The organism is Bradyrhizobium genosp. A (genome assembly GCF_049949275.1).
Lineage (GTDB): Bacteria > Pseudomonadota > Alphaproteobacteria > Rhizobiales > Xanthobacteraceae > Bradyrhizobium.
Map to the genome: position 1 here is coordinate 6,297,391 of NZ_CP188196.1, position 22,223 is coordinate 6,319,613.

At 61.9% G+C, this 22,223-nt stretch carries 21 protein-coding genes, 1 tRNA gene and 1 pseudogene; 7 read left to right on the forward strand and 16 right to left on the reverse strand.

Features of this window, described 5'->3' with window-relative positions; translation table 11 throughout:
- Positions 1-59: 59 nt before the first annotated feature.
- From ACP2YP_RS29535 to ACP2YP_RS29575, 9 genes are all read right to left on the reverse strand, one after another.
- Positions 60-1,229, reverse strand: a complete 1,170-nt coding sequence (locus ACP2YP_RS29535) for an iron-containing alcohol dehydrogenase (RefSeq protein WP_426419754.1) — start codon at positions 1,227-1,229, stop codon at positions 60-62.
- Between the two features lie 74 nt (positions 1,230-1,303).
- Positions 1,304-2,509 carry an ABC transporter substrate-binding protein gene (locus ACP2YP_RS29540; RefSeq protein WP_426419755.1) on the reverse strand — a complete coding sequence of 402 codons (1,206 nt, stop codon included), beginning with the start codon at positions 2,507-2,509 and terminating at the stop codon, positions 1,304-1,306.
- 102 nt (positions 2,510-2,611) lie between these two features.
- Positions 2,612-3,619 (reverse strand): NAD(P)H-dependent flavin oxidoreductase, encoded by a 1,008-nt coding sequence (locus ACP2YP_RS29545; protein WP_426419756.1) that lies wholly within the window; start codon positions 3,617-3,619, stop codon positions 2,612-2,614.
- Positions 3,620-3,640: 21 nt separating this feature from the next.
- Positions 3,641-4,828 (reverse strand): acetyl-CoA C-acyltransferase, encoded by a 1,188-nt coding sequence (locus tag ACP2YP_RS29550; RefSeq protein ID WP_426419757.1) that lies wholly within the window; start codon positions 4,826-4,828, stop codon positions 3,641-3,643.
- A gap of 14 nt (positions 4,829-4,842) precedes the next feature.
- A complete protein-coding gene (locus ACP2YP_RS29555) occupies positions 4,843-5,973 on the reverse strand; it encodes an acyl-CoA dehydrogenase family protein (protein WP_426419758.1) in 1,131 nt (376 codons plus the stop codon).
- Positions 5,974-5,996: 23 nt separating this feature from the next.
- The gene (locus tag ACP2YP_RS29560) at positions 5,997-7,178 is read right to left on the reverse strand and encodes an acyl-CoA dehydrogenase family protein (RefSeq protein WP_426419759.1); all 1,182 of its coding nucleotides are present in this window, start codon (positions 7,176-7,178) and stop codon (positions 5,997-5,999) included.
- A 12-nt stretch (positions 7,179-7,190) separates the two neighbouring features.
- Complete coding sequence (locus tag ACP2YP_RS29565) at positions 7,191-7,928, reverse strand: SDR family oxidoreductase (protein WP_426419760.1); 738 nt, start codon at positions 7,926-7,928, stop codon at positions 7,191-7,193.
- Between the two features lie 44 nt (positions 7,929-7,972).
- Entirely contained in the window at positions 7,973-9,520 is a 1,548-nt protein-coding gene (locus ACP2YP_RS29570) for a class I adenylate-forming enzyme family protein (RefSeq protein ID WP_426419761.1), read from the reverse strand.
- 59 nt (positions 9,521-9,579) lie between these two features.
- The gene (locus ACP2YP_RS29575; protein ID WP_426419762.1) at positions 9,580-10,218 is read right to left on the reverse strand and encodes a 2-hydroxychromene-2-carboxylate isomerase; all 639 of its coding nucleotides are present in this window, start codon (positions 10,216-10,218) and stop codon (positions 9,580-9,582) included.
- 206 nt (positions 10,219-10,424) lie between these two features.
- On the opposite strand from ACP2YP_RS29575, the gene ACP2YP_RS29580 reads away from it, so the two are divergent.
- Positions 10,425-10,922 carry a winged helix-turn-helix transcriptional regulator gene (locus ACP2YP_RS29580; RefSeq protein ID WP_426419763.1) on the forward strand — a complete coding sequence of 166 codons (498 nt, stop codon included), beginning with the start codon at positions 10,425-10,427 and terminating at the stop codon, positions 10,920-10,922.
- A gap of 73 nt (positions 10,923-10,995) precedes the next feature.
- Here ACP2YP_RS29580 and ACP2YP_RS29585 read toward each other — a convergent pair whose 3' ends face one another.
- The gene (locus ACP2YP_RS29585; RefSeq protein WP_426419764.1) at positions 10,996-11,091 is read right to left on the reverse strand and encodes a hypothetical protein; all 96 of its coding nucleotides are present in this window, start codon (positions 11,089-11,091) and stop codon (positions 10,996-10,998) included.
- Between the two features lie 356 nt (positions 11,092-11,447).
- Here ACP2YP_RS29585 and ACP2YP_RS29590 point away from each other — a divergent pair, with 356 nt between their 5' ends.
- Both ACP2YP_RS29590 and ACP2YP_RS29595 read left to right on the forward strand, forming a co-directional pair.
- Positions 11,448-12,044, forward strand: a complete 597-nt coding sequence (locus tag ACP2YP_RS29590) for a thiamine pyrophosphate-dependent enzyme (RefSeq protein WP_426419765.1) — start codon at positions 11,448-11,450, stop codon at positions 12,042-12,044.
- Complete coding sequence (locus ACP2YP_RS29595) at positions 12,016-12,171, forward strand: thiamine pyrophosphate-dependent enzyme (RefSeq protein ID WP_426419766.1); 156 nt, start codon at positions 12,016-12,018, stop codon at positions 12,169-12,171. Before ACP2YP_RS29590 ends, ACP2YP_RS29595 begins: the two co-directional genes overlap by 29 nt.
- A gap of 212 nt (positions 12,172-12,383) precedes the next feature.
- On the opposite strand, the gene ACP2YP_RS29600 is transcribed toward ACP2YP_RS29595, so the two are convergent.
- From ACP2YP_RS29600 to ACP2YP_RS29620, 5 genes are all read right to left on the reverse strand, one after another.
- Positions 12,384-12,459: transfer RNA gene (locus ACP2YP_RS29600), tRNA-Lys, on the reverse strand.
- A 167-nt stretch (positions 12,460-12,626) separates the two neighbouring features.
- Complete coding sequence (locus ACP2YP_RS29605; protein WP_426419767.1) at positions 12,627-13,199, reverse strand: Spy/CpxP family protein refolding chaperone; 573 nt, start codon at positions 13,197-13,199, stop codon at positions 12,627-12,629.
- 197 nt (positions 13,200-13,396) lie between these two features.
- The gene (locus ACP2YP_RS29610; protein WP_426419768.1) at positions 13,397-14,401 is read right to left on the reverse strand and encodes a TRAP transporter substrate-binding protein; all 1,005 of its coding nucleotides are present in this window, start codon (positions 14,399-14,401) and stop codon (positions 13,397-13,399) included.
- A gap of 303 nt (positions 14,402-14,704) precedes the next feature.
- Positions 14,705-16,267 carry a 2-isopropylmalate synthase gene (locus tag ACP2YP_RS29615; protein WP_426419769.1) on the reverse strand — a complete coding sequence of 521 codons (1,563 nt, stop codon included), beginning with the start codon at positions 16,265-16,267 and terminating at the stop codon, positions 14,705-14,707.
- Between the two features lie 599 nt (positions 16,268-16,866).
- Positions 16,867-17,115, reverse strand: coding sequence for a hypothetical protein (locus ACP2YP_RS29620; protein WP_426419770.1), 249 nt, complete (start codon positions 17,113-17,115; stop codon positions 16,867-16,869).
- A 309-nt stretch (positions 17,116-17,424) separates the two neighbouring features.
- On the opposite strand from ACP2YP_RS29620, the gene ACP2YP_RS29625 reads away from it, so the two are divergent.
- From ACP2YP_RS29625 to ACP2YP_RS29635, 3 genes are all read left to right on the forward strand, one after another.
- Complete coding sequence (locus ACP2YP_RS29625; RefSeq protein ID WP_426419771.1) at positions 17,425-18,648, forward strand: SMP-30/gluconolactonase/LRE family protein; 1,224 nt, start codon at positions 17,425-17,427, stop codon at positions 18,646-18,648.
- 96 nt (positions 18,649-18,744) lie between these two features.
- Positions 18,745-19,497, forward strand: coding sequence for a 3-deoxy-manno-octulosonate cytidylyltransferase (locus ACP2YP_RS29630; protein ID WP_426419772.1), 753 nt, complete (start codon positions 18,745-18,747; stop codon positions 19,495-19,497).
- Positions 19,494-20,009 (forward strand): GNAT family N-acetyltransferase, encoded by a 516-nt coding sequence (locus tag ACP2YP_RS29635; protein WP_426419773.1) that lies wholly within the window; start codon positions 19,494-19,496, stop codon positions 20,007-20,009. Before ACP2YP_RS29630 ends, ACP2YP_RS29635 begins: the two co-directional genes overlap by 4 nt.
- A gap of 141 nt (positions 20,010-20,150) precedes the next feature.
- Here ACP2YP_RS29635 and ACP2YP_RS29640 read toward each other — a convergent pair whose 3' ends face one another.
- Positions 20,151-21,815: a hypothetical protein gene (locus tag ACP2YP_RS29640; RefSeq protein WP_426419774.1), complete on the reverse strand. Its 1,665-nt coding sequence runs from the start codon at positions 21,813-21,815 to the stop codon at positions 20,151-20,153.
- 200 nt (positions 21,816-22,015) lie between these two features.
- Between ACP2YP_RS29640 and ACP2YP_RS29645 the strand changes: the two are divergent.
- Positions 22,016-22,147: pseudogene (locus ACP2YP_RS29645) on the forward strand (ABC transporter substrate-binding protein); the annotation flags it as partial.
- Positions 22,148-22,223 lie beyond the last annotated feature (76 nt).

Below are 22,223 nucleotides of genomic sequence, written 5' to 3' on the forward strand. Positions count from 1 at the left end.
GATCTATTCTTTTGAGTGCCGAGGGGTGCGCGTATCCTGCCCTGGGGCCGCAGCCGCCGCTATGCGGCAAGTTGAAGTATCTCGACGATATCCTCCGGACCCTTGATGGCCCGTGGGTTGGCCCGGGTGAAGATCGACTGCATCGCGTTGCGGCCGATCAGTTCGAACTTCTCCTTGGTCACACCGACTTCCGAGAGATGGCCGGGCAATCCCAATCGACCGATGAACAGAGCGAAGGCGTCGCTGGCGCTCGCGTCCGTCGCGCGCCACGCCTCGGCGATTTTCCTTTGGGCTTCATCCGTGACCGGCTGATTGTATTTCAGCACACTCGGCATCATCACCGCCGTGCACAGGAAGTGCGGGACGTCGCAGGTGCCGCCCAGCACGTGTCCGATCGCGTGGCTGGCCCCCATCGGGACGCGGCACTGCAGTCCGAAAGCGGACATCCAGGAGCCGAGTTGGCAAAACTGTCGTGCTTCCAAATCGCTCGGATTTTCCTTGGTGGCCTGAAGGCCGTCGTACAGATAGCGCAGGCCGCGCAGGCACACGCTTTCCACCAGCGGATTGCCTCTCGGTGAGCAGATCGCTTCGATCCCGTGGTCCATCGCGCGGGTGCCTGACCCGAGCCACAAGGTTTGCGGGGTGTGCCGGGTGATTTCCGGATCCAGGATGATCGACAGCGGCATCATCAATGGATGGCTGAATATCTGCTTCAACTTCCTGCGCGCGTCCGTGACGAGCGTTCCGGAGTTATACTCTCCGCCCGAAAGCGTGCTCGGGATCGCGATCATCCTCACCTTCGGAGCGCGAAATGGCCCTGGCCGGGGTCCCTCCGGAGTCGAAACCACTTCGAATCCATCGAGTCCAGCTTCCTCGGTGATGCCGTGTTCAAGGCACATCAGGACGATCTTGGCCGCATCGACGACCGATCCACCTCCAACGGCGACGATCAAGTCCGCCTTCGCCTCTGCGGCACGCGCGGTTGCCTCCACCGCGGACGCTCGCGTCGTATGCTGCGGAACACCATCGAACGTGCCGCCATGTCTGCTACCCAGCGCGTTGCGGATCTTCTCGATCTCGTCGGTTTTGGTATTGAGCGTTCGGCTGACGATGAGGAAGACGCGCTGGGCGCCACGCCGCTCGGCCTCCTCGCGCAATGCATGAGCCGCCGGCTTTCCGAAGATCACTTGATCCATCGGCGGATATTGATGAAAACCGACCTTGGTCATGCTCGTTCTCCATGGTGATATCAGCTGCAAGACGGCACTTCGATGTTGCTTGGACGGCGTCTGCTCTCACCGCATCATTCGGAGCTTGCGTCCAGAATCGGGCCGAAGGGCTCCCAGGCGCTGCCGCTCCACCGCTCCAACTGCAGCTGGCTCCAGATCATGTTGCTCGATTCACTGGTGTTCACCTCAATGCCCGGAGACGCAGTGGGGAGTACGAAACGGTTCAGCGACTTCGCCTGCTCGAGGATGTTTTTTCGCGAAAGGTCGTTCCCGCTCTGCTTCAGGATCTGTTCAAGGATCATCCCTTCCATGTAGCCGGTGAGATAGCTGGTGTTCTCGAAGTCCGCACCCGGCAGATATTTTGCAAAGAACGCCTTGTAGGCCTGCACGCCTTCATCGTCGTTCCACCTCGCATCAGTCGGGTCCTTGTTGATGGTACCGACGATGACACCAATGGAATTCTCCAGTCCGGCAGGCTTTAACGTGCCGCCGATCGAACCGGACGGAAAGTTGACGATGATCTTGGCCTTCCAGCCGATCTCGGCCGCCTTGCGGATTGCCTGCGCGGCGAATTTCGGCGTGCCGGCAATGAACAGCGCCTCGGCGCCCGAACTCCTCAGATTGACGACCTGGGAATCCACGGTCGGCTCGGTCACCTCATAGGCCGCGGTGACGACACGCTTGTCGAAGTCCGCCTTCAGAAACGATTTGAAGGCGCTGACGTAATCCTTGCCGAGGTCGTCGTTCTGGAAAAGAATCGCGTATTTTGCTCCGGGCAACGTCTTGTCGAGGTACTTGGCGTAGATTATCCCCTCGGTTTGATAGCTGACCAGACCAGTCGTGGTCAGCGGATATTGGGCGACGTCGGTGAATTTGCTCGAACCACTGACAATCGCGATCGAGGGAACGCCCTTGGCTTTCAGGTATTTTGCCGTCGCCGAATTGCCGGGGGTGCCTAGCTGACCGAAGATGAATGATACTTCGTCACTTTCGACCAGCTTGCGGGCTTGCTCGGCTGCTTTTGGCGGGCTGTAAGCATCATCCATCGCGATGTAGTTGATCTTGCGACCGTTGATGCCGCCCCGATCGTTGATCGACTGCACATAGGCCACCACGCCCTTGCCAACCAGGCCGATCGGGGACGCCGGACCGCTGAACGGGAATATCCCGCCGATCTTGATTTCCGTTGCGCTCACGCCGGGTTCGTCGGCAGACAAAGCGGGCGATGCGAATAGCGATATGACCGCACACGCGGCCGCGAAGGTGAATCTGATACTCATGTCTCTCTCCCTTTGCGCCGGTTCGAGCCGTGCGCTTTTGCGTCTCCGGCTATTTTTCGAAAAGTCGGCAGCCGTTCGACGAAACGTCGCGAACGGCTCACTTCATGCGACCTTCACCGCCTTTGGCTGCTCAACGCCGTCAAGAAAGCCGGTCAGGCGGTGGCGGATGATTGCTTCCGCTTCCACCATGATGCGGTCGATCAATTCCTTGACCGTGGGGATGTCGTGGATCAGCCCGACCACCATGCCGCAGCTCCAGGCGCCGGCATCCATCTCGCCGTTGACCATCACCTTCGGATAGACGCCGGCGACCTGCTCGTGGATGTCGTCGACCTTCAGGCTCGCGCCCTTCTCGCGCTCGATCTCGAGCAGCTGGTCGACACCCCTGTTCTTCAACACGCGCTCGGTGTTGCGCAGCGCGCGCATCACCAGCACAGTGTCGAGTTCGGTCGCCTTGACCAACGCCTGCTTTACATTGTCGTGCACCGGCGCTTCCTTGGTGGCCACGAAGCGGGTCCCCATGTTCATGCCGGCGGCGCCCATCGACAGCGCCGCAACGAGGCTACGCGCATCCGCCATGCCGCCCGAGGCGACGAACGGAATCTTCAATTCATCGGCCGCGCGTGGCAGCAGGATCATGTTCGGGATGTCGTCTTCGCCGGGATGACCGCCGCATTCGAAGCCGTCGACGCTGACGGCGTCGCAGCCGATCTTCTCGGCCTTCAGCGAATGCCGCACCGACGTGCATTTGTGGATCACCTTGATGCCGGCGGCCTTCAGCGCCGGCATGTAGGCTTCCGGACTGCGGCCCGCGGTCTCGACCGCCTTGATCCCGCCCTCGCGAATGGCAGCGATGTATTCCGGATAAGGCGGCGCGGTGAAGCTCGGCAAGAAGGTGAGGTTCACGCCGAACGGCTTGTCCGTCATGTCGCGGCAGCGCGCGATCTCCTTTGCGAGGAGCTCAGGCGTCTTCTGCGTCAGGCCGGTGATGATGCCGAGGCCCCCGGCATTGGAAACCGCGGCCGCCAACTCGGCAAAGCCGACATAGTGCATGCCGCCCTGGATGATCGGATGCTGGATGCCGAACAGTTCAGTGATCGCTGTCTTCACATATCTCTCCCGCGTTCCCGATCAGTGGACGATTTCAAACAGGCCAGCCGCGCCCATGCCGCCACCGATGCACATGGTCACCACGCCATATTTCGCCTTGCGGCGCCGGCCCTCGATCAGGAGGTGGCCGGTGAGGCGCGCGCCGGTCATGCCGTAGGGATGGCCGATCGCGATCGAGCCGCCGTTGACGTTCAGCTTGTCGGGATCAATGCCGAGCTTGTCGCGGCAATAGATCACCTGCACCGCATAGGCTTCGTTGAGCTCCCAGAGGTCGATGTCGTCGATCTTCAGGTTGTGCCGGCTCAAAAGCCGCGGGATGGCGACGACCGGACCGACGCCCATCTCGTCCGGCTCGACGCCGGCCGCGACGAAGCCACGGAAAATACCGAGCGGCTTCAGGCCCTTCCTCGCCGCGATCTTGTCGCTCATGATCACGCAGGCCGAGGCCCCATCCGAGAGCTGGCTGGCGTTGCCGGCGCTGATGGTCTTGCCCTCGAAGACCGGCTTGATCTTCGCGAGACCCTCCGCCGTGGTGTCCGGGCGCGGGCCCTCGTCCTTGGACAGCGTCACCTGCTGGTAGCTGACCTCCTTGGTGTCCTTGTCGACGACGGCCATCTTGGTCGTGATCGGCACGATCTCGTCGCTGAAGCGGCCGCCCTGCAGCGCGGCACCCACGCGGCGCTGGCATTCGAGACTGTATTCGTCCTGCCGGACGCGGCCGATCCTGTAACGCTCGGCGACGACTTCGGCCGTCTCCAGCATCGACATGTACATGTCCGGCTTCATCGCCATCAGCTCGGCGTCGACAGCGTGGAACTTGTTCATATGATCGTTCTGCACCAGGCTGATCGACTCGATGCCGCCACCGATCGCGATCTCGACTCCATCAAGCATGACCGAACGTGCCGCGACTGCGATCGCCTGCAGGCCGGAGGCGCATTGGCGATCGATCGTGGTCCCGGCGACGGTGACCGGAAGGCCGGCGCGAACCGCGCCCTTGCGCGCGACGTTCATCACCATGGTCCCCTGCTGCATGGCGCAGCCCATGACCACGTCCTCGACCTCACCGGGCGCGATGCCCGCGCGCTTCACGGCTTCGGCGATCACATGTCCCGCCAGGGTCGGGCCATCGGTGTTGTTGAGCGCGCCGCGATAGGCTTTGCCGACGCCGGTGCGCGCGGTGGAAACGATTACTGCCTCAGTCGTCATGCTTGCCTCTCTGTTTAAGCCGCCGTGTCGAGCTGCGCATAGCGCAGCAGGTGATAGGCGGGGTCGCCGAACTGGATGTTGATGGAAGAGATCCGCTTGAAGTAGTGGCCGACGTTCAATTCGTCGGTCATGCCCATGCCGCCATGGAGCTGCACCGCATGGTCTGCGATGGTCCTGCCGGCATATCCGATCTTCGACTTGGCGCCGGACGCGAGCCGCGAGACGCCGGCTTCGCTGCTATTAAGGCTGAGATTGAGGTGCTGCATCAGCGAGAGCGCCTCCTGATGCGCGATGAACATGTCGACCATCCTGTGCTGCAACACCTGAAAAGAGCCGATCGTGGTGCCGAACTGCTTCCGGGTCTTGGAATATTCCAGCGTCGCGAAATTGAGCTCGCTCATCGCGCCAACGGCTTCGGCGCAGAGCGCGCCGATCGCGCGGTCGCGGCAAGCTTCCAGCACAGGGGCGCCCTCGCCTTCCTTGCCGAGCAACTGTCCCCGGACACCACGCAGGCTGATCTCGGCGGCACGACGGCCATCGATGGTCTTGAAGCCCTGCAGATGCAGATTGGCGGCGCGGCGATCGACGACGAACAGGCTGACGCCGCCTCGGTCATGGCGATGACCGGAGGTGCGGGCGGACACGACCAGATAGTCGGCCCATGGCGCGGCGATAACCGCGCTTTTGTCGCCAGTGAGGACATAATCCGCTCCATCTCGGCGCGCGGCGGTCGTGACGTTGGCGAGATCGAATCGCGAACCCTTCTCGGTCCAGGCCAAGGCCAAGATCTTGGTTCCCGCGATGATGTCCGGGATAAACGCCTGCTTCTGCTCCTCAGTCCCCACATGCTCGATGAGGCCGCCGGCAAGCACGATCGTTTCGACGAATGGCTCGACCACGAGGTGACGGCCGAACTCCTGCATGATGATCATGGTCGACAACGATCCACCGCCAAGTCCCCCGACGTCCTCCGAGAAGGGGGCGGCAAGCAGACCGAGTTCAGCGAAGACCCGCCACTGCTTGCGGCAGAAGCCCTCCTCGCTTGCGAGGATCTTGCGACGCGCGTCGAAATCATATTGGTCCCGCAACAAGCGCTGGACACTGGACCGCAACAATTCCTGCTCTTCCGTGAACTGGATATCCATCCGATCCTCTTGTTGCCCCGTTGCTAGAGACCGAGCACTGCTTTGGCGATGATGTTGCGCTGGATCTCGTTTGATCCGCCGTAGATGCTGAGCTTGCGCGAGTTGAGATATTTTTCCGACGCGGTGTGACCGTAATCCGGTCCGGGCATGAAATGGTTGGCGCTGACTGGATGCTCACGGATCGCAAGGCCATAGTTGCCGATGGCCCGATGCGTGAGTTCGGTGATGTTCTGGAAGATCTCGGTGCCACGGATCTTGAACAACGATGCCGCCGGCCCCGGATCGATGCCGCGCGCCATCTGAGCCACGACGCGAAGCTCGGTCGCTTCCAGAGCCAGCACGTCGAGTTCGACCCGAGCGATGTCCCTGAGGAATTCCAGATGGGCCGGATCGTCTTCCGGGATTTCGGCCTTCACGATCTTTTTCAGCCTGTCGATGTAACGCGTCGAGCGGCCGATCCCAGCCATGCTGGTGCGCTCATTGCCGAGCAGGAATTTGGCGTAGGTCCAGCCCTTGTTTTCCTCGCCGATCAGGTTCTCGACCGGCACCCGGACGTCTTCGAGGAAGATGTCGTTGACCTCGTGGGAACCATCGATGGTGATGATCGGGCGCACCGTGACGCCCGGCGACTTCATGTCGATCAGCAGGAACGAGATGCCCGATTGCGGCTTGGCGGCCGGATCGGTCCGAACCAGACAGAATATCCAGTCGGCGTGCTGCGCGAGCGTGGTCCAGGTCTTGTGCCCGTTGACGATGTAGTGGTCGCCGTCACGCACAGCCTTGGTGCGGACAGTGGCAAGATCGGAGCCGGAGCCCGGCTCCGAGTAGCCCTGACACCACCAGTCCTCGCCGGAGAGAATGCGCGGCAAATACTTCTTCTTTTGTGCCTCGTTACCGAATGTATAGATGACAGGGCCGACCATGGTGACGCTGAACGCCAGAGGAGGCAGCGTGCCGGTACGGGTGGTCTCCTGCTCGAAGATGAAACGCCGGGTGATCGACCAGCCGGGGCCGCCATATTCCTTCGGCCATAGCGGCGCGATCCACCCCTTCTTGTGCAAGATGCGATGCCACAGCAGCATCTGCTCCTTGGTCAGATCGGTCTCCGGATTGGGAACACGCATCTCGGCCGGATAGTTCTCCGCGATGAAGGCGCGGACTTCGTCTCGAAAGGCAGCATCCGCAGGTGAAAGCGCGAGCTCCATTGGACCTGCTCCCTACCACTTCTCGCCGAAGGGACGGATCTCCAGTTCGGACGTCCAGGCGCTCTTCGGCTGCTGGTAAAGCTGCCAGTAGGATGCCGCGACCGATGCCGGCGGCATCAGGACGTCAGGATTGTCGAGCGCATTGGGCCCAAGCGCCTCGATGCGGCGCTGCCGGACCCACTCGGTATCGACACCGGAATCAATGATGAGGTGCGCGACGTGGATGTTCTTCGGTCCGAGTTCGCGCGCCATCGCCTGCGCGACAGCGCGGAGGCCAAACTTGGCGCTGGCGAAGGCGGCATAGCCGGAACCGCCGCGCAAGCTCGCGGTCGCACCGGTGAAGAAGATGTTGCCGCTGCCCCGCGGCAGCATCAGCCGCGCGGCCTCGCGGCCGGCAAGGAAGCCGGAATAGCAGGCCATCTCCCAGACTTTTCGGAACACCCGTTCGGTGGTCTCGAGGATCGGGAAATTGACATTGGCGCCGATGTTGAAGATACAGACCTCGAGCGGCGCGTGCTTGTCGGCATCGTTCAGGAAGGAGATGATCTCCTCCTCCTTGCGCGCATCGAGCGAGCGGGCGTGAATCTCGCCGCCGGCGGCCTCGATATCCCTGACCAGCGGCGCAAGCTTGTCGCCATTGCGGCGACCGGCGAAGACCGTGAAGCCTTCGGAGGCGAACTTCTTGGCGATTTCGCCGCCGATGAAGTCACCGGCGCCAATCACCGCGACCGTCCTGTTTCTCTTCTGCATGTGACCTCTCCAGCCTTGTGAGATGTTGAAGCGATCTCGTCGCTTCAGTTGCGTAGCGATTCCGCGAGCTTGTGCTTCAGCAGCTTGCCCGTCGACGTGGCCGGCAGCGCATCCATGAGGATGATCTCGGACGGCCGCTTGTATGACGTGAGCTCCGGTGCGACATGCGCCATCACGTCCTGCGCCGTTGCCGAGGATCCCTTGAGGAGCTGGACGAAGGCCACGATCTCCTCGTTGCCGGGGACAGGCCGCCCGACCGCCGCGCATTGCACCACGTCGGGATGGGTGCTCAGCACGGCCTCGATCTCGGCGGGATAGACATTGAAGCCGGATCGAATGATCATCTCCTTGGTGCGTCCAACGATGAACAACGCATCGCCCTCGAAGCGCGCAAGATCGCCCGTGTTGAACCAGCCGTCCGGGTCGATGGCTTTGGCCGTGAGGTCGGGCGCGCGATAGTAGCCGCGCATCACGTTGGGTCCGCGGACATGCAATTCACCGATATCGCCGTTCGTCACGATGGTGCCGTCGCGGGCGACGATACGGGCCTCGATACCTGGCACGAGCACACCGACCGAATTGTCGCTACGGGGCGCATCGGGCCGCACGCCGGAAATTCCGGGCGAGCATTCGGTGATGCCAAAGGCGTTGCCGAGCGGAAGACCAAGCTCCTTCTCGACCTTCGCCTTGAGCTCTAGGTCGAGCGGCGCGCCGGCAACGCTCATCAGGCGCAGCGCCCCGCGCTCCAGCTTGGGCAAACCGGCCATCTGCTTGTACTCCAACAGCCGCTGGTAGGTGGCGGGCACGCCGTTCAGAAGCGTGATGCCGTCCTCGGCCAACGCCTTGGCCAGCGCCGCGGGACTGTATTTGGTGACTAGGCGCGTGACGCCACCGACCATCAGCGTCATCGTCAACAGCGAAATGCCGACGATATGCGAGATCGGCAGCACGCAATACTGCACGTCGTTTGCAGTCATGTTGCGCAAATTCGCCGTCGTCCTTGCCGAGAATAGCAGGTTCCGATGCGTGAGCATGACGCCCTTCGGCGTTCCGGTCGTCCCGGAGGTGTAGATGAGGACCGCCACTTGCCGCGCGCCGTCGACCTCGACCGGCTCGGCCTGCGTCTCCCGGTTCAGGGCAGACACGCCGATGCCGTGGAGCGGCCCGACATCCTGGACCGGCGCGCCGTAACGGATCGCGTGCGCGGCTGCTTCTTCGGAGACCTTTGCCGTAAAGAACATGCGCCGGGCGCCGCTGTGGTCCCTGATCTGATCGAGCTCACGCGGCGACAGCCGCGGGTTGGCGACAATCGCCCAGGCATCGAGCCGGCTTGCGGCGAACAGGAGGCAAGCGAGCGCGATAGCGTTCTCGCTGACGATCATCATACGATCGCCCGCCCGGATGCGCAGCGCGCGGAGCGCATCCGCCGTGGCACCGACGGCCCGGTCGAACTCGCGATAGGTCAGGGCGGCACCGTCTTCGATCAGCGCCGTCCGATCGGGCGTGGCGGCAACATATGGGTCCATCACCTCGTGGATACGGTGCGGCAATGTACTTGTGATTTCGGCTGCAGCCTGCTGCCAGCTCATCATTGACACCTCCCGTTGAAAGGCCCTTTGCGGGCTCGGTTCTGTGCCGTGCCTCCGCGCCGTCAGGCGCTCTTGCGCTGCTGCGCGGCCAATTGCACAAGAATCTCGTCTTCGACGTCGCGCAGGCTGTCCTTGCCGAAATAGATCTCGTTGCCGACAAAGAATGTCGGAGAGCCGAATGAGCCGCGCGTCACAGCGTTGGTCGTGCTCTCGATGAGCTTCTTCTTGACGTCGTCCTGCTGGGCGCGAGCGATGATGCGGTCGATGTCCAGCCCCGATGAAAGGAACGCTGCGCGGAACACCTGCAGATCGTCCATCTTCTTGGGCTCCACCCACATGTGGTGATACGCCGCGCGGAAGTAGGGCTCGAACATCCCTTCGACCTCCGCCGCAACAGCACCGCGCATCAGCGCGAGCGTGTTGACCGGGAAGAACGGGTTCATCCTGAACTTCGTGATGTTGTGACGGCGCAGGAAGCGCTCGGTCTCCAGCGCATTGTATTCCGGCTTGTTCTTGATCCCGCGTAGCGATTCAGCGGGGGACATGTTGCCGGTCGCCTTGTAGACGCCGCCCAGCAGCACCGGCACGTAGTCGAACTTCACTCCCGTTCGCTGCTCGATGGCGGGCAACGCGAGCTCGGCGAGGTAGGCGTTAGGGCTGCCGAAATCGAAGTGAAACTCGACTTTGAGCGGAGCAGACATGGAACGCCCTTCCCTTCGATGACGACAATTGTCTGTCGCCTGATTGATCGTGAGGCGAGTCCTAAAGTTCTATTTCAGAACTGTCAATATGACGATCATCATTCAAGGCTCAGAATTCTGCTCCATAACATGGTATCCTGTTGAAATTCCGTTAGTTCTGATTTAGAATTTATTTTGCTTATGCTGCAGAATCGTCGGAGACGCTGATGAAATGGGATGCTCTCGAAGAGGAGCCGTGCTCGCTGGCCCGCACCGTAGCGGTCATTGGCGACCGCTGGAGCCTGCTCGTTCTGCGCGAATGTTTCCTGCGCATCCGCAGGTTTGATGAATTCCAGGCATCGCTCGGAATCACCCGGCATCTGCTCGCCGACCGGCTCAAAAAATTGGTACGCTTTGGCGTACTCCGCAAGATTCCCTATCAGGAAGCGCCCAAACGCTATGAGTATATCCTGACGCAGAAGGGTCTGGACCTCTATCCGATCATTATGTCGATCGTGCATTGGGGCAACGTACATATGGTCGACTCACGCGGACGACCGCTGCTGCACGAACACAAGAACTGCCACAAGATGTTTGATCCCGTTATGGTCTGCTCGGAGTGCGGCGAACCGCTGACGGCGAAGGCGGTCCACGTTCATCCCGGTCCCGGCGCGAGACGGTCTTCGACCGGAAGCATCGGTGTTTCGGCGAAGAACATTGATTGACCTTCCATCAGGCGCCCGCCGGACCTCGACGATTTGCAGCTGCTCGCCCACCTCTAAGCGATCGATGCTGCTTTCAGAAATTCGCGACCGCCTTCAGACCGAACACCAATGCATTCGTACTCGAGCTAGTCTCGCCGGGATCGACCACATACTGGATGCTGGGCCGCATCTGCAGGCTTGCGCTGTCCAAAATTAAAAGTCACGATCACTGCCCGTCAACGGTTATGCAATTGTCGTGGGCCTAGCGATCTTGTGTGGCTCGCGATCTGCGCCTTGCGCGTCGGATCCCTCGCGGTTCAAGAATGCCGATGCAAATGTAGGATTCGGTGGCGATTCGGAACGATATAGCTGCTCGCGCTACGCGGGGCGCTGCTCTTATTCGGACCTTAGTCGAGTTGCTCAAGCCAGAATCGCACACACTGCAGATCCATTTCTAGATGACCTGTGTTCCGCACTATTCGGACTGAAGGTCCTCATTGAGTGGCTTGGGTTGGATTCACCTTCCTGGTCGGCGCGAACCCGCCAGTGAGTTTCTTCGCCTACCCGAACAAGCCCTCGTGGTGCACTCCCGAGGACTGCAAGATCCTCTACCTCGCCCAAAGGCACGAGGATGGCGTGGTCGCCTTGGAAGCCCTCGCCGAGGCCGTGAAGGCGCCAAAGCAACCGGCGCACGTCGGCGCGTCCGCAGCGTCCGAACTTCCGAGCGGACCGCTCGATCCGGCGACTACCGGCCAGATCATCGCCCACTATCTTCCGGATGGCGCCATCATTTCCGATGAAGGCGGAACAGCGGGCGGCTTCGTTCATCGATTTGCGGCCACCATGGCGCCGCACGACCACCTTACGCTGACCGGAGGCTCAATCGGACAGGGCATCCCGCTGGCCACGGGCGCCGCGATCGCCTGCTCGAGCAGGAAGGTCGTTTGTCTCCACGGCGTTGGCGGCGCGATGTATACGCTACAGGCGTTGTGGACGCAGACGCGGGAATCGCTCGACCTCACCACGGTGATCTTCGCCAAAACATTCTTATGCGATCCTCAACATCGAACTGGCGCGCGTTGGAGCAGACAGCGCCGGCCCCAAGGCGTTCTCGATGCCCGATCTGCACAACCCCGTTTTTGATTGGGTGAAACTTGCGTCCGGCATGGGCGTCGAGGCGAGCCATGCAACGTCGATCGACGAATTCGCGGCCCAATTCGACAGCGCAATGAAACAACGCGGCCCCCGATTGATCGAAGTCGCTCTGTAGTTGCGCTTCTAATCCGCATGCTCCCGGAACAATGAATGGCCCCTCGAAGGGCTGCCAAGCGATTTATTTCCCAGGATCTGTTTACGGGGCCGGAGCAACAGATGGTCGCTCGCGTGCACGATCGAGCAGTCTCTTGGTTCGGTTGGACGTCGAAAACGTCCAACTGAAAAGACCGTTCTGGTATTCAATCCCTGCAAGTGATTGATTGTATTTGGTGGGCGCACCAGGGCTCGAACCTGGGACCCGCTGATTAAGAGTCAGCTGCTCTACCAACTGAGCTATGCGCCCGAAAGGCGGTCAATGCCTTGCGAGGCCGGTCGTTTAGCAAAGCGATCCGGGTCTGGCAAGCGATGTGGCGCATGTTTTCCAAGGTTCTTCCACAGCCCCGGAAATGCGAAAAGCCGCTGGATTCCAGCGGCTTCTCCAAGGTTAATACCCGGGGAATCCCGGAGCGCTCACAGCCGCCCTTCCCGATCCGGGCCGTCATCGCGGTCGCCGCCGCGGAAGTGGTCCATGCCGCGCTCCATGAAATGGTGGCGCGGGCCGTCCTCGCCGCCGCCGAACGGGCCGCGGTGACGGGTCAGCACGGCAAGGCGGCGCTTCTGGCCGTCGTCGAGGGTCTTGTAGAGCGGATCGGCAGCGTCGGCGATCTTCTTCAGCGCCGCGGAGGTCGCGCCCATGTCGTCGGCGCGCTGGCGCAGGCGGGCGACCGGATCGTCCGGCTTGTCGCCGTCCCTGGCAGCGTCACCCGGGCCGGCGTTCATCCGCGCATTGGCGCGGTCGATGCGCAGCTTGGCGAAGTCGCGCACCGCGGCCTCGACCGGCGGCCACAGCTTCTCCTGGTCGGCGTTGAGCTTCAGCCCGGCATGGACGGCGGCGATCCGCGCGTCGACGAAGGCGGCGCGGTCTTCCGGGTTCATGCGGATGTGGCGGAAGTGCTCCATCCACGGGCGATGAAACTGGGCATAGACCGCGCCCGAGCCGGCGATGCTGAGCACGGCGATGGCGGCGATGGTGAACTTCCTCATACGAACCTCCTCTGGAAGGATGTCCTCAAGATGAGGGCCGCAAGATCAAGGTGCAACTTACAACTTGGACAGAAAGCGCGTTCTATCAAAGATGTAACTCAGTTGAATGTCCGTTCAGCCGCATCCTGACACCATTCGTAACAAAAAGGGCTTCCGTGCAGTGCACACGGAGGCCCTTCCTTCATCATTCCTTTACACTAGTTCGTCGTGCTCTTGGCTTCCTTCAGAAACTCATCGATCAGCGGCTGGCCGACGCGGCTCGCCGCATCCTTGTAGACCGGCTCCATCGCCTTGCGCATCGCCTCGTCCTGCTCCGGCGTGAGCTTGATGATCTCGCTCTTGCCGCTCTTCTTGATCTCGGCGAGCGCGTCGTCGTTTTCCTTCTGCGACTGCGCGTTGTTGAAGTCGGTCGCCTCCTTCATCGCCTTCGCCAGCTGGTCGCGAATGTCGGCCGGCAGATCGTCCCAGAACTTCTTGTTCACGATCACGACGTAGCCGATGTAACCGTGATTGCTCTCGGTGATGTACTTCTGCACCTCGTGCATCTTCTGGGTATAGATGTTCGACCAGGTGTTCTCCTGGCCGTCGACCACGCCGGTCTGCAGCGCCTGGTAGACTTCCGAGAACGCCATCACCTGCGGCAGCGAACCGAGCGCCTTGAACTGGGCCTGCAGCACGCGCGAGGACTGGATGCGGAACTTGACGCCCTGATAATCCGCCGGCGTAACCAGCTTCTTGTTGGCGCTCATCTGCTTGAAGCCGTTGTCCCAATAGGCAAGGCCGGTGATGCCCTTCGGCTCGAGCAGCTTGAGCAGCTTTGCTCCGAGCGGACCTTCCGTCACCTTCCGCAGCGTCTTCAGGTCGGGAAGGATGTAGGGCAGATCGAACACCTCGAACTCGCGGATGCCGAGCGGGCCGAACTTCGAGTTGGATGGCGCCAGCATCTGCACGCTGCCAAGCTGAAGCGCCTCGAGCTCTTCCTTGTCCTTGTACAGCGTCGAGTTCGGATAGACCTCGATCTTGACCTTGCCGCCGGTGTACTTCTCGGCGAGCTCCTTGAATTTTTCAGACGCCTTGCCCTTCGGCGTGTCGGTCGCGACGACGTGGCTGAACTTGATGATGATCGGCGATTGGGCCGATGCCGGTACGGCCAAGCCAAGTGCCAGTACCGCGATGGACGCGGCGGTCGCGAAGATGCGCATGATCTCTCCCTGTTATTCTCTTGTTGTTCTCTTGGGCTGCCCGATGTGGGCACCTATCCTCAAGCCGGGAGCATCAATAGCGGCTCGCGCATTGAGCCGCTATTGGCCGTTAGCAGGGCAGCTATTCGCCGCAGATGCCGCTGCGCCCCCTCTCCCGCTTGCGGGAGAGGGTTGGGGAGAGGGTGTCTCCGCAAGCGAGATTCCCCTGGAGGAGAGAGCCCTCACCCGCGGCGCGCGGGACGATGCTTCGCATCGCCCGGGGCGCGTCGGCCTCTCCCGCAAGCGGGAGAGGCGAAGTCAGTGTCAGCTCGCCGCAGCCGTCGTCACGGTGTCGCGCTGGCGCTTCATGACGATCTTGTTGAGCGCGCCGAGATAGGCTTTTGCGGACGCCACCAGCGTATCCGGATCCGCCGCACGCGCCGTCATCGCACGTCCCTCATGCGACAAACGCACCGAGACTTCCGCCTGCGCGTCGGTGCCTTCGGTGACGGCGTGGACCTGGTACAGCTCGAGCTTGGCTTCATGCGGCACCAGGCGCTTGATGCAATTGAACACTGCATCGACAGGACCGTTGCCCTCGGCTTCCTCGATCTTGATCTGGCCGTCGACGTCGAGCTTCATGGTCGCGCGCTGCGGGCCATGGGTGCCGGCGATCACGGTCAGCGAGGTCAGCTTGATGCGGTCGTGCGACGCCGCCATCTCTTCGTCGACCAGCGCCTCGATGTCCTCGTCGTAAATGTCCTTCTTGCGATCGGCGAGCGCCTTCATCCGCGTGAACGCATCTTCCAGCTGGTTCGGACCGAGCTTGTAGCCCATCTCCTCCAGCTTGTGCACGAAGGCATGGCGGCCGGAATGCTTGCCGAGCACCAGCGAGGACTGCTTCAGGCCGACCATCTCGGGCCGCATGATCTCGTAGGTCGAGGCATCCTTCAGCACGCCGTCCTGGTGGATGCCGCTCTCGTGCGCGAAGGCGTTGCGGCCGACGATGGCCTTGTTGTACTGCACCGGGAACGAGGTCGCCGCCGACACCACCTTCGAGGCGCGGGTGAGCTGCGTGGTGTCGATCTTGTTCCAATAGGGGAATTTGTCGTTGCGCACGTTGATCGCCATCACGATCTCTTCGAGCGCGGCGTTGCCGGCACGCTCGCCGATGCCGTTGATGGTGCACTCGACCTGACGTGCGCCGCCGACGATTCCGGCCAGCGAGTTCGCCACGGCCATGCCGAGGTCGTTATGGCAATGCACGGAGAACACCGCCTTGTCCGAGTTCGGCACGCGCTCGATCAGCGTCTTCATGAAGTGGGTGTATTCCTCCGGCACCGTGTAGCCGACGGTGTCGGGGATGTTCACCGTGGTCGCACCGGCCTTGATCACGGCCTCGACGATGCGGCACAGATAATCCATTTCGCTGCGGGTGCCGTCCTCGGCCGACCATTCGACGTCGTCGATCTGGTTGCGGGCACGCGCGACCATCGCGACCGAGGTCTCGATCACCTGCTCCGGCGTCTTGTTCAACTTCACCCGCATATGCAGTGGCGAGGTCGCGATCACGGTGTGGACGCGGCCGCGTTTTGCAAATTTCACCGCCTCGGCGCAGCGGTCGATGTCGGCCGGGTGCGCGCGCGACAGGCCGGCGATGACGGCGTTCTTGGAACGGCGGGCGATCTCGCTGACGGCCTGGAAGTCGCCTTCCGAAGTGATCGGGAAGCCGGCTTCGATGACGTCGACGCCCATGTCGTCCAGCAGCTCCGCGACCTCGAGCTTCTCCTCGAAGGTCATGGTGGCGCCGGGGCACTGCTCGCCGTCGCGCAGCGTGGTGTCGAAAATGATGACGCGGTCCTTGTCGGACTTGTTCACGGGGGCCATTTCGAAAATCCCTTTAAGCGTTCGCGCCGGTCATTCCTGGCGCATCTGGGGTCCGGTGATCTCGTACACCCCCTGAGCGCCCAGGCGCGTCGCGCCCAGCCGGCCCTCAGGGGCAAGTAAGAAGAAGCCCGCCAAGAAGGAGGGTGGGCAGCAGCGCGGCCGGGATCGTGGCGGCGGCCAGAGCCACCTCCCCCGAAATCCCATCGATTTGGCCGCGAATCAGCATTGCCAGACCCTTTTGAGCCCCAAATTCTCGGACAAAACCGTCGACGGTTGGTTGCCGGGAGGCTCAGTGCGTCGTTTCTAGACGAGAAATGGCGGCTCCTGCAACGCCAAAAGATGGTCAGTGGGATTGACCTGGTTGCTAGGACCGCCCCTTTTCGCCGGATCAGGATAGGCAACACATACGACAAAACCGAATTTCGGTAAAGTGGAATATTTTGACGCGCGCCGATTGACCCAACGATGGCGTGTTTTGCCCGGCGCCCAACACAAGGGATAGCGCTGCTATCGGTCGGGCCACACGCACTGCCGTCATCCCCGCGCAACCGCGTCGCGGTTGCGCGGGGATGACGGTTGAGCTTGTGGCGCCTGGAGGCCTACCCCGCGCGACGTGAGCGGGCCCTGCTTTCCCAGCGATCCAGCATCTGGCCGAGTTCACCGGGGGCGGGGGTCGGAGTTTCATTCGTGTTGGCGGGAACGGTGGGGCTAAGCCAGTCCGGCTGCGTGTAGCCGCTCGAGCGGCGAGCCACGGCACGCCGCTTGCGGGACTGGAAATCGCGCGTGAAATAGCCGGCCGCATACGCGATCCCGAGCAACACGATCAATGTGATGATACCCTGCACCATTGGCTGCGGCCTTTCTCCCAAGGCTTCTGCGTAGCAATAGAGGCGACGTCAAGGCTTGACAGGGTCCAAACTGGGGCTGGGTTAATTCCCCGAAGGATTTCTCAAGGGCGCGCGAATTGTCGCGACACACCGTGCAGAACGGCCGTTCACTTTTATTCCCACATGAATCGGCAAATTGACGAATTCAACCATCTTTAAATCGCGCGGACGATGCGACGGCAGCCCTCGCAACTCATTGCGGACGGGACTAACCTTGCACTTGCTCGGCCGGATCAACCGGCCAGCCGAACATGACCTGGGAGGACGCGAATGACACGCCAACAGCAGCGTGAGCAAGATGCTGCGCTTTCACGACGGACGCTGGTCCAGGGACTTGCGCTCGGTGCCGCGGTCACGATGGCCGGAACGGGCACCGCGCTGGCCCAGACCGGACCTGCCGCCCCGCCGACGACGATCACCGCACCGCCGCGCGATTTCAGTCCGCGCGGCGCGCCGACCACCTATTTCTGGGATCCCGACATCATCGCCGTCGATCCGTCCTTCGACGACCTCGCGCAGCCCAACACCGCGATCAAGCGGCTCCATACCGGCCTGCTGTGGGCCGAAGGTCCGGCGTGGAACGCGCAAGGCCGATATCTGTTGTGGAGCGACATTCCCAACAACCGGCAGATGCGCTGGAGCGAGGACGACGGTCATGTCAGCGTGTTCCGCACGCCGTCGAACTACAGCAACGGCAACTCGTTCGACTTCCAGGGCCGCCAGCTCTCCTGCGAGCACCTGACCCGGCGGGTGACGCGCTATGAGAACGACGGCACCGCCACGATTCTGTGCGACAACTATAATGGCAAGAAGCTGAACTCGCCGAACGACATCGTGGCGCATCCCGACGGCAGCTATTGGTTCACCGATCCGCCCTATGGCGGCCAGCTCTACGAGGGCGAACCCGACGCCCCGGGCGGACCGAGCAATGCGCCAGGCAAGCTCAATCCGCGGATCGGGCAGCCAGCCGGCTTCGCACCGGGCAAGCGCGAGCTGCCGACCAATTGCTATCGCATCGACCCCTCAGGCCGCGTCGATCTCGTCGTCACCGAGGAGCAGGTGCCAGATCCGAACGGCCTGTGCTTCTCGCCCGACTTCAAGAAGCTCTACGTCGTCTCAACCGGCAAGGGACCGGGTGACACCGGCCCGGGCGGCAAGGGCGAGGTGTTCGTGTTCGACGTCGGCAGCGACAACAAATTGTCCAACCAGAAGCGGTTCAGCGACTTCATGATCGACGGCGTGAAGTGCGGACCCGACGGCGTGCGTTGCGACGTCAACGGCAATGTCTGGGCCTCCAGCAATGCCGGTCGCGCCGTCGGCTATAACGGCGTGACGGTGTGGTCGCCGGACGGCAAGCTGCTCGGCCGCATTCGCCTGCCGGAAGTCTGCGGCAACATCTGCTTCGGCGGACCGAAGCGAAACCGCCTGTTCATGGCCGCGAGCCAGTCGCTCTACGCCGTGTACACAGCGACGCAAGGTGCGGGACCGGGCTGAGCAGGCCCGAGTTGAATCGTGACGAGGCGCCAGCGTGCCCCGCTGGCGCCTCGAATATGCGCGCTACGTTGCCCATTCAGGAAGCGGAAAGTTTCGATGCGTCCGATTGTAATCATACCCACCCGGCTCGGTTCGACCAGGCTCCCGGGCAAGGCGCTGACGGATATCAACGGTCAGCCAATGATCGTTCACGTCTGGCGAAGGGGTATCGAGGCCGGTATCGGCCCCGCCGTCGTTGCCTGTGGCGATCAAGCCATCGTGGATGTCATCGACGATCTGGGCGGACGGGCCGTCCTGACCGACCCAACCCTCCCGACGGGGTCGGATCGTGCGCACGCGGCATTGCAGTTGATCGACACGGAAGCGGCATACGATGTCGTCGTTGTCCTTCAAGGTGACCTGCCGACCATTGATCCGGCGACGATACGAGCGACGATGGAGCCGTTGTCCCGACATGCCGAATGCGCGATTGCAACGCTCGCAACCGAGATCGAGGATCCCGTCGAGCTTCAGGCACCGAGCGTTGTGAAGATCGCCCTTGCGATCAACCCGGGAGAAACCATCGGTCGTGCGGTTTACTTCAGCCGGGCCGTGATCCCTTCAGGAGCGGGGAAGCACTATCATCACGTCGGCATGTACACCTATCGGCGCGAGGCGTTGACAAAATATGTCAGCCTCGCACGCGGCGTCCTCGAGCAGCGCGAAAGCCTTGAACAGCTCAGAGCAATCGAGCATGGCATGCGGATGGACGCGAAGGTGATCCACACCGAGCCGTTGGGTGTCGACACGCTGGCCGATCTCGATCGCGCCCGAGAACTTTTAGCGACCAGGGCTAGGACTACCAAATGACCCTCACTGTTCGTCCGATGACGTTTCAGGAGACTGCATTGGTCATTGAGTATTTCCACGCAGCGACGCCGGAGCATTTGGAAATGCTCGGGGTCGATCCGTCGCGACTGCCGCAGGCATCACAATGGCAGCGACTCTATGAGCAGATGTTCGACCAGCCCGTCGAACAGAGGAGCAGCCTTTTGGTGAGCTGGCTTTGCGATGACAGGTTCTTTGGGTTCTCGACCGCTGACAAGATCCGCGTTGGCCAGCAAGCACATATGCACCTTCACATCACCGATGCCTCACAACGTCAACAGGGTGTCGGCGTCGCGTGTGTCAGACAGACCGTCGAACTGTATTTCCAGGCTCTCAAGCTGAAGCAGCTCTTCTGTGAGCCCAATGCGTTCAACGTGGCTCCGAACCGCACTCTCCAAAAGGCGGGCTTCAAGTACGTCAAGACGCACATGACTGTTCCAGGCCCTCTCAACTTTCACCAAGCGGTGAACCGCTGGGTGATCGATAGAGGTTGAGGGCATGTCAGGGGCCAGCGTCGACGAATTCATGAGTCACGCCCTCCTCTCCGAGGCAACACATGACTTCCGGACAGCGCGCGTGATAATTAAGCCATTGCGGGAGACAGGCCGTTGCCTGTCCCCCGCAAGATGCGAGTCTCAGAACGGCGAGACGTAGCCTGCCGGGAAGCGCAGCTGAAAGCGCCCGATCGTGCGATAGTCACCCAGATTGTTGCTGGGTTGCGGCGTGTTGTAGCCCGCAAACACGATCGTCACCGTCTTCTCGTCGGTGTACAGCGCTTGCGGATCATAGACGCGACCGCTGAAGAAGTTCGAGTTGTAGCCACCCGGCGGCGTCACGAAGGGAGGCGTTGCTGCGGGCGGCACAGCCGGCACGAATGGCGCGACCTGAGCAGGGGTCAGCGCTTCGGCGCCAGTGACGTTCACCACCGGAGCATTCTTCGGATATGGCGTCGGTCCCGCCGGATCGACAACCGTGTCGGTGGACAGGATCGGATTGTCAAACCCGTAGACCACATGCCAAGCCAGCAGGTCGGTCGCCGCGTTGACCTGGTTGTTGGTTTCGGCGTAGCCGATGTAGTGGAAGCCGTCGGAGTCGTTATCGAGGCAGTTGCCGGCCCCGAAGAACATGCCGTAACGGCCGTCGGAGAGGCGGATGATGCTGCCGCTGCCGAGCCAGCGGGTCCCATTGCGCGCCACGGTCGTCGGATCAAACAGCCCGGTGGCAACGCCGACGTCGGTGAAGTTGAGGCCGTCCGTCGTGGTGGCCACGCGCACCGTGGTCACGTCATGATTTGGCTTGCGCGGTTTTCCGTTGACGAAGTTGGTCAGCGCAAAGGCGGGTGTATTCGGGCACTGCTGGGCAATGGGGAAAGTCTTGTCCGCATTCAGCGTCTTTTCCACGTAGATGACGGTGGTGGTGGTCCCGTGGGTGACAGCGCCCATAATCGCGTCGGGATTCTGCAGGCCGGTCGTTGCCTGGGCCGTCGGCTCGAGCGCCGGATAGCCGAGCGTGGAGAGCGGGCTGACATACCCATAGTCTGGAAGCGAGACCAGCGAGCCCGGCTCCGACGACGGAGGCAGCGTGTGCACCACCAGCGGGTCGTTGTCGATATGGCCGTTGGCCCGGTTCAGTTGATAGATGCGCTGCACACCGTTCACGCGCAGCACCACCGGGTGCCCAAGGCCATTATCCCCGGCACTGGCGGAGTCCGCCCCGTAGGCCGTTTTGACCCCGTTGACGCTCAGATACAGATTGTCCGGATCGGTCGGATCCCAAGGGCAATACGGGTTGAGCGCCAGCGCTTTGCCGGTGAAGCGCCATGAAGCACCCCAGTCGGTCGAAATCGCCGCCACAACGGCTTCCTGCTGATTGCGCGGGCGATAGTCGAAGAACCCTTCGAGGATGTTGCCGTAGCGGCGAACAAACGGAAAATAATACGGCTGCATCACACTGGCGGTGTGATTGATCGTCGGGGTGCCGTTCACGCAGTAGTTGGCATAAGGCACGCCAGAATTGGCGTAGGGTGGACCCGCTGTCGTCGGGACGATGCCGGACGCATCATGCTTGAAGAAATCGCGGTCGTCGCGATCGCGATGGTCGTCCCGGCCGTGTCTGAAATGATCGCCCGACTCATCCTGTTCAAAGCGGTCGGCCGATTCATGCAGGGTCCATGGACCGTGCTTGATCACTGATTCTGCAAGGCTTTTCGGGACATAGGAAATCGTCGGGTCAGCGGCCGACACGGATCCTGCAGAGAGCACCGCAAGGACGCCGGAGGCGCCCACAAGCAATCTGTTCATGAGGGAAATTCCCTTGAGTTGTAAAGGAGCGCCCGCTTGATGGATGCGCTTCGCGGACGCGCGGGACGCCAGACTGGAACTCGTTCGTCTCAATCCGACGACAGAACGCTGACAATCCAGAAAAATGAATCACACCCGCCGAGCCCCGGATGCCGCGGTCGGCTAATAGTCAAAACCGGGTCGTCTCCGTGATCGGGGCCATCAAGTCCGGCCCCGGCGCGGTGACCGGCTTCGTCTTCCAGTGGCAGGACTCCAAGCAGGTCGTGGTCTGGCCGGAGAAGATCGCGGAAGGCAGGCTGAAGTTTCCGAACTTTGTGAAGCTGTCGCAGTAAGAAGCGCAAGAACGCTTTCCGCAAATGCGTGATGCCCGGGCAGAAGCGCGAAGCGCGTCTTCGCGCTAGATGTCCC

What these genes read in the sequence shown, in the direction of transcription:
- ACP2YP_RS29595 (WP_426419766.1), top strand. Translation starts at nt 12,016, where the DNA reads ATGCCCGATCTGCACAACCCCGTTTTTGATTGGGTGAAACTTGCGTCC.
- ACP2YP_RS29585 (WP_426419764.1), bottom strand. Translation starts at nt 11,091, where the DNA reads ATGCGGCCCAGCATCCAGTATGTGGTCGATCCCGGCGAGACTAGCTCG.
- ACP2YP_RS29635 (WP_426419773.1), top strand. Translation starts at nt 19,494, where the DNA reads ATGACCCTCACTGTTCGTCCGATGACGTTTCAGGAGACTGCATTGGTC.
- ACP2YP_RS29560 (WP_426419759.1), bottom strand. Translation starts at nt 7,178, where the DNA reads ATGGAGCTCGCGCTTTCACCTGCGGATGCTGCCTTTCGAGACGAAGTC.
- ACP2YP_RS29570 (WP_426419761.1), bottom strand. Translation starts at nt 9,520, where the DNA reads ATGATGAGCTGGCAGCAGGCTGCAGCCGAAATCACAAGTACATTGCCG.
- ACP2YP_RS29550 (WP_426419757.1), bottom strand. Translation starts at nt 4,828, where the DNA reads ATGACGACTGAGGCAGTAATCGTTTCCACCGCGCGCACCGGCGTCGGC.
- ACP2YP_RS29555 (WP_426419758.1), bottom strand. Translation starts at nt 5,973, where the DNA reads ATGGATATCCAGTTCACGGAAGAGCAGGAATTGTTGCGGTCCAGTGTC.
- ACP2YP_RS29610 (WP_426419768.1), bottom strand. Translation starts at nt 14,401, where the DNA reads ATGCGCATCTTCGCGACCGCCGCGTCCATCGCGGTACTGGCACTTGGC.
- ACP2YP_RS29605 (WP_426419767.1), bottom strand. Translation starts at nt 13,199, where the DNA reads ATGAGGAAGTTCACCATCGCCGCCATCGCCGTGCTCAGCATCGCCGGC.
- ACP2YP_RS29580 (WP_426419763.1), top strand. Translation starts at nt 10,425, where the DNA reads ATGAAATGGGATGCTCTCGAAGAGGAGCCGTGCTCGCTGGCCCGCACC.
- ACP2YP_RS29565 (WP_426419760.1), bottom strand. Translation starts at nt 7,928, where the DNA reads ATGCAGAAGAGAAACAGGACGGTCGCGGTGATTGGCGCCGGTGACTTC.
- ACP2YP_RS29620 (WP_426419770.1), bottom strand. Translation starts at nt 17,115, where the DNA reads ATGGTGCAGGGTATCATCACATTGATCGTGTTGCTCGGGATCGCGTAT.
- ACP2YP_RS29640 (WP_426419774.1), bottom strand. Translation starts at nt 21,815, where the DNA reads ATGAACAGATTGCTTGTGGGCGCCTCCGGCGTCCTTGCGGTGCTCTCT.
- ACP2YP_RS29575 (WP_426419762.1), bottom strand. Translation starts at nt 10,218, where the DNA reads ATGTCTGCTCCGCTCAAAGTCGAGTTTCACTTCGATTTCGGCAGCCCT.
- ACP2YP_RS29630 (WP_426419772.1), top strand. Translation starts at nt 18,745, where the DNA reads ATGCGTCCGATTGTAATCATACCCACCCGGCTCGGTTCGACCAGGCTC.
- ACP2YP_RS29535 (WP_426419754.1), bottom strand. Translation starts at nt 1,229, where the DNA reads ATGACCAAGGTCGGTTTTCATCAATATCCGCCGATGGATCAAGTGATC.
- ACP2YP_RS29625 (WP_426419771.1), top strand. Translation starts at nt 17,425, where the DNA reads ATGACACGCCAACAGCAGCGTGAGCAAGATGCTGCGCTTTCACGACGG.
- ACP2YP_RS29615 (WP_426419769.1), bottom strand. Translation starts at nt 16,267, where the DNA reads ATGGCCCCCGTGAACAAGTCCGACAAGGACCGCGTCATCATTTTCGAC.
- ACP2YP_RS29540 (WP_426419755.1), bottom strand. Translation starts at nt 2,509, where the DNA reads ATGAGTATCAGATTCACCTTCGCGGCCGCGTGTGCGGTCATATCGCTA.